We start from the raw sequence: 5,608 nt of genomic DNA, 5'->3' as shown, positions 1-5,608 counted from the left end.
CCAGAAACACCAAGAGCGAGCGCGTTTGCGCTTCCGCCGCCAGCGGCAAGCGGCGCGAGGCCAAGCCGCCAAACGCCAGGAGATTAGGAATGGCCGAGCAATCTTCGTCTGAAAAAATCCCGGTGACGGTGCTGACCGGCTATCTCGGCGCCGGCAAGACGACCTTGCTCAACCGGATTCTGTCTGAGCCGCATGGCAAGAAATATGCGGTGATCGTCAATGAATTCGGCGAAATCGGCATCGACAACGACCTGATCATCGGCGCCGATGAGGAAGTGTTCGAAATGAACAACGGCTGCGTCTGCTGCACGGTGCGCGGCGATCTCGTGCGCATCCTCGACGGGTTGATGAAGCGCAAGGGCAAGTTCGACGCGATCATTGTCGAGACCACGGGGCTCGCCGACCCCGCGCCGGTCGCGCAAACCTTCTTCGTCGATGAGGACGTGCAGAAGAACGCGCGGCTCGATGCCGTGGTGACGGTAGCCGACGCCAAATGGCTGAGCGACCGCCTGAAGGACGCGCCCGAAGCCAAGAACCAGATCGCGTTTGCCGACGTCATCGTGCTCAACAAGACCGACCTTGTCTCGAAGCCTGAACTCGCCGAAGTCGAGGCGCGGATCAGGGGTATCAATCCTTACGCCAAGTTGCATCACACCGAGCGCTGCAAGGTCGCGCTGTCGGATGTGCTGGAGCGCGGCGCGTTCGATCTCGATCGCATCCTGGAAATCGAGCCGGATTTTCTGGAAGAGGATGATCACGACCATAACCATGATCACCATCACCATGATCACGGTCATCACGACCACCATGATCACGAGCATGGTCACGGCCTGAAGCACTATCACGACGAGGATATGCAATCGCTGTCGCTCAGCTCGGACAAGCCGCTCGATCCCTCCAGGTTCATGCCATGGCTGCAAAACCTGGTGGCGACCGAGGGTCAGAAGATCCTGCGCTCGAAAGGCATCCTCGCCTTCAGCGATGATGACGACCGTTACGTATTCCAGGGCGTGCACATGATGCTGGAGGGCGACCACCAGAGGCCGTGGAAGGACGGCGAGCCACGCAAGAGCCGGCTTGTCTTCATCGGTCGCGAGTTGCCGGAAGCGGCGATCCGCGAAGGCTTTGAGAGCTGCATCGTTACGCGATGACCGAGTTCGATCCGGGTGAATCCGCCTCCATTGTTTCCGTCACCGACAAGGTGCGTGCGATTTCGATTGGTGCGCCCGTCAGCGCCGTGCATTTCCTTGGGCAGACAGCGGCTTTTGTCGGCTCGGAGGAAAATATCTTCGTGGTCGCGGAAGAGGGCGGACCTGCCGCCGTCGCGGTGCATGGTGGCGGCATCCTGTGCGCCACGTCCGACGGGAAGCGTCTCGTCACTGGCGGCGATGACAGCAAGATCGCTTCGCTCGACGCCAGGGGCGAGGTGACGGTGCTTGCGACCGATGCCAAGCGGCGCTGGATCGACAATGTGGCGCTTCACGCCGATGGCGCGTTTGCCTGGTCGGCGGGCAAGACCGCCTTTGTCCGCGGCGGCAAGGACCAGGAGAAATCTCTTGAGGTGCCGTCGACCGTCGGCGGGCTTGCGTTTGCGCCGAAGGGCTTGAGACTCGCCGTCGCGCATTACAACGGTGTGACGCTGTGGTTTCCCAACATGGCAGGCCAGCCGGAGTTTCTGCCATGGGCGGGCTCGCACCTGGCCGTGACCTTCAGCCCCGACAACAAATTTCTGGTGACGGCGATGCACGAGCCGGCGCTGCATGGCTGGCGGCTTTCGGATAACAGGCACATGCGCATGACCGGCTATCCCGGCCGCGTGCGCTCGATCGCGTGGAGCGCCGGCGGCAAGTCTCTCGCGACGTCGGGTGCGGACATGGTCATCATGTGGCCGTTTGCGAGCAAGGACGGCCCGATGGGCAAGGAGCCGGCGATGGTGGCGCCGTTGAAGTCGCGCGTCACCGCGGTCGCTTGTCACCCGGACCAGGCCATTCTCGTTTCCGGCTATGAGGACGGCACCGTGCTGATGGTGCGCCTGAGCGATGGCGCGGAAATCCTGGTTCACAAAAATGGCGGCGCGGCCATCGCAGGGCTTGCCTGGAACGCCAGGGGTACGCTGCTTGCCTTCGCGGCCGAGGATGGCGAGGCCGGGCTTTTGACGCTCTGAATGCGTCCGAGTTCCCGTTCAGGTTCCGCGGAACAACGCGTTCAAGCGGCCGTTAACGCCCACGAACTTATCGTTGGGTGAAAGCGATGTTGAACGATCGAAAGCGCCGGGCGGATTTTTTTGTCGCATCGGCCATGCTGGTGACCGGACTGTCGCTGACCGGCTTTGCGGTCGCTTCCACCCCGCACCACAACCGGCACATCCGCATTCGCCTCGCGCAGGCCACACCGCCGTTGCAGGGGACGCCCACGCCCCCGACGAATGACAAGCCTGCCGAATCCAAGCCCGGCGGCACGCGCCCGACGACGCCGGCGCCCGAGCCGGCACGTCCTGACGCGCAGGCGCAAAGCGAGGGAGCCAGGGCCGCGCTTCCACCCGCGCCACCGGAAAAGATCGCCCCTCCGATGGAGAAGAAGTAGAAACGGCCTTGTTGTCATCCCCCGCGAAGACGGGCGATCCGGTAAACACTGGCGTCTCGGACCATTACAGCCGCCACGGCTTACTGGATGTGCCGCATGCGCGGGGGATGACCGGTTAAGCTGGTCGCAGCTTTCTTGGTCACCGCACCAGAACGTTCCTGAATTGCCACGGATCGCGTTGGTCGATGTCCTCCGGAAACAGACCGGGGCGATCGGTAAGCGGTGTCCAGTCGGTGTAGTAACCTTTCACCGGACCGAGATACGGCATCTGGATTTCGAGCAGGCGGTCGTAATCCATCTCGTCGGCTTCGACGATGCCTTCGTTTGGGTTTTCCAGCGCCCACACCATGCCGCCGAGCACGGCAGAGGTCACTTGCAGGCCGGTGGCGTTCTGATAGGGCGCGAGTTCGCGGGTTTCTTCGATGGAGAGTTGCGAGCCGTACCAGTAGGCATTGTTGTCATGGCCGAACAGCAGTACGCCGAGCTCGTCGATGCCATCGACGATTTCGTTCTCGTCGAGGATGTGGTGCTTTGCCTGCATCCTCGCCGCGCGGCCGAACATTTCATGCAGCGACAGCACCGCATCATCCGCCGGATGATAGGCATAATGGCAGGTCGGCCGATAGATCGCCGTACCTGATGAGTCACGCACGGTGAAATAATCGGAGATCGAGATCGATTCGTTGTGGGTGACGAGAAAGCCGTACTGCGCGCCGCGGGTCGGGCACCAGGTGCGCACGCGCGTGTTGGCGCCGGGCTGCATCAGATAGATGGCGGCGCCGCAGCCCGCTTCGTGGGTGCGCGCATTGTCGGGCATCCATTTCTCATGAGTGCCCCAACCGAGTTCGGACGGCTGCACGCCTTCCGACAGAAAGCCTTCCACCGACCAGGTGTTGACGAAGACATCAGGCTCTTTCGGCGACCTGGAGCGCTGGGTGTCGCGCTCGGCGATGTGGATGCCCTTGATGCCAGCCTGCCGCATCAGGTCCGCCCATTCCGCCGTGGTCTTCGGTTTGGGGGCATTGAGCTTTAGATCAGCAGCGACATTGAGGAGCGCCTGCTTGACGAAAAAGGAGACCATCCCGGGATTGGCGCCGCAGCAGGAGACTGCCGTCGTCGAGCCCTTAGGCCGCGCCTTCTTGGCGGCCAGCGTCACTTCGCGAAGGGCATAGTTGGAGCGTGCTTCCGGGCCCTTCGACGAGTCGAAATAGAAGCCGAGCCAAGGCTCGTTGACGGTGTCGATATAGAGAGCGCCAAGTTCGTTGCAGAGCTCCATGATGTCGGTGGAGCCGGTATCGACCGAGAGATTGACGCAAAAGCCCTGGCCGCCGCCGTCAGTGAGCAGCGGGGTCAGCAATTCGCGGTAATTGTCCTTGGTCAGGCCCTTCTGGATGAAGCGTACGTTGTGCTTCTCGCAATGCGCCTTGCGGCCCTCGTCCTTGGGATCGATCACGGTGATGCGCGACTTATCGTAATCGAGATGCCGTTCGATCATCGGCAGCGTGCCTTTGCCGATGGAGCCGAAGCCGACCATGACGATGGGGCCGGTGATCTTCGCGTAGATTTGCGAGGCGGGGCTCATGGAATGGGGCTCTCCGGAAAAGTGCCAGTGGTCCAATTCTAACATTCGCACACCTTCTCGGCGGCACTTTTGCGAATGTTAGAATTAAAGGACCACTAGCAAAATGTAAGATTCTAGTGGAGTTTCGGATTTGACATTCGCTTTGCGAACTTGCGGCCAGGTAGGGTAGCGAATGTCAAATCCACTCCACTAGCGGGTAAGGCAGGGGACTTAGGAGCTGCGCCGCTTTATGGGCTGCGCCGCTTGGCGGTCACTTCGATCTCGACCTTCATCTCGGGCTTCAAGAGGCCGGCGACGACCAGCAAGGTGGCCGCTGGTCTGATGTCGCCGAGGACTTCGCCGCAGACCGCAAAATGCGCATCCGCGTTCCTGACGTCGGTGAGATAGTAGGTCGCGCGGACGATATCGGTCATGGCGAAGCCGCCTTCCTTCAAGGCCGCTTCGATGGTCTTGAAGCAGTTTCGCGTCTGGCTCGTGACGTCCGCAGGCATGGTCATGGTGGCGTAGTCGTAGCCGGTGGTGCCGGCCACGAAGGCAAAATCTCCGTCGACGACGGCGCGGCTATAGCCGGCGGTCTTTTCAAACGGCGAGCCAGTGGAAATAAGACGGCGGGACATGGAACCTCGACCTCGGATTTCACGCGATTAACGGCCATTTATATCAGGACGAATGCCATGTCACGTCAGGGCGGGCGGGGCGGGGAGCCCCGACCGCTGCGTGATGATGTCCTTGACGATCAGGATGCTCAGCGCGACCAACAGCATCGTAGTGACGATGCTGTGAAAGCCCGGACGGGCGATCACGCGAGCGCGGCACGCCCGCGGCTGCGTTGTCCAAATCGGCAATGTCAGGGAGGGAGCCGGCGCACCGGCCCCCAGTTGTCTCAGGCTTTCAAAGAAGCCAGATCAGATATGGTAGGTCTTGAGCGGCGGGATGCCGTTGAAGGCCACCGACGAGTAGGTCGAGGTGTAGGCCCCGGTGCCCTCGATCAGCACCTTGTCGCCGATTTCCAGGCTGACCGGGAGCATGTAGGGCTCCTTCTCATACAGCACGTCGGCGGAATCGCAGGTCGGCCCCGCCAGCACGCATGGTGCCAGGGCGTCGCCATCACGCGGGGTGCGGATTGGATAGCGGATCGACTCGTCCATGGTCTCGGCGAGGCCGCCGAACTTGCCGATGTCGAGGTAGACCCAGCGAACGTCGTCCTCTTCGCTCTTCTTCGAAACGAGGACGACTTCAGCCTCGATGGTGCCGGCATTGCCGACCATGCCGCGGCCCGGCTCGATGATGGTCTCTGGGATGCGGTTGCCGAAATGCTTGCGCAGCGCTTTAAAGATAGCGTTGCCGTACGTTTTCACCGTCGGCACATTCTTCAGGTACTTGGTCGGGAAACCGCCGCCGAGGTTGACCATCGACAGGTTCATGCCGCGCTCGCCGCATTCC

At 61.7% G+C, this 5,608-nt stretch carries 6 protein-coding genes and 1 pseudogene; 3 read left to right on the top strand and 4 right to left on the bottom strand.

Features of this window, described 5'->3' with window-relative positions; genetic code table 11:
• Window positions 1-89 precede the first annotated feature (89 nt).
• The 3 genes from M6D32_RS07415 to M6D32_RS07405 all read left to right on the top strand — a co-directional run bounded on the left by M6D32_RS07415 (window position 90) and on the right by M6D32_RS07405 (window position 2,583).
• Window positions 90-1,151: a GTP-binding protein gene (locus tag M6D32_RS07415; protein ID WP_298254869.1), complete on the top strand. Its 1,062-nt coding sequence runs from the start codon at window positions 90-92 to the stop codon at window positions 1,149-1,151.
• Window positions 1,148-2,164, top strand: a complete 1,017-nt coding sequence (locus M6D32_RS07410) for a WD40 repeat domain-containing protein (RefSeq protein ID WP_298254867.1) — start codon at window positions 1,148-1,150, stop codon at window positions 2,162-2,164. The genes M6D32_RS07415 and M6D32_RS07410 overlap by 4 nt, the downstream gene beginning before the upstream one ends.
• Window positions 2,165-2,250: 86 nt before the next feature.
• Window positions 2,251-2,583 carry a hypothetical protein gene (locus M6D32_RS07405; RefSeq protein ID WP_298254865.1) on the top strand — a complete coding sequence of 111 codons (333 nt, stop codon included), beginning with the start codon at window positions 2,251-2,253 and terminating at the stop codon, window positions 2,581-2,583.
• Between the two features lie 139 nt (window positions 2,584-2,722).
• Here M6D32_RS07405 and M6D32_RS07400 read toward each other — a convergent pair whose 3' ends face one another.
• The 4 genes and pseudogenes from M6D32_RS07400 to M6D32_RS07385 all read right to left on the bottom strand — a co-directional run.
• A complete protein-coding gene (locus M6D32_RS07400) occupies window positions 2,723-4,165 on the bottom strand; it encodes a homospermidine synthase (protein WP_298254863.1) in 1,443 nt (480 codons plus the stop codon).
• A 227-nt stretch (window positions 4,166-4,392) separates the two neighbouring features.
• Window positions 4,393-4,782, bottom strand: coding sequence for a RidA family protein (locus M6D32_RS07395; protein WP_298254862.1), 390 nt, complete (start codon window positions 4,780-4,782; stop codon window positions 4,393-4,395).
• A gap of 60 nt (window positions 4,783-4,842) precedes the next feature.
• The gene (locus tag M6D32_RS07390; protein WP_298254861.1) at window positions 4,843-5,010 is read right to left on the bottom strand and encodes a hypothetical protein; all 168 of its coding nucleotides are present in this window, start codon (window positions 5,008-5,010) and stop codon (window positions 4,843-4,845) included.
• Between the two features lie 60 nt (window positions 5,011-5,070).
• A pseudogene (locus M6D32_RS07385) lies at window positions 5,071-5,608 on the bottom strand (ornithine decarboxylase); the annotation flags it as partial.

It is taken from the genome of Bradyrhizobium sp. (genome assembly GCF_027307225.1).
Lineage (GTDB): Bacteria > Pseudomonadota > Alphaproteobacteria > Rhizobiales > Xanthobacteraceae > Bradyrhizobium.
The sequence above is the reverse complement of the archived record's forward strand: the minus strand, read 5'-3'. Positions and strand labels throughout refer to the sequence as shown.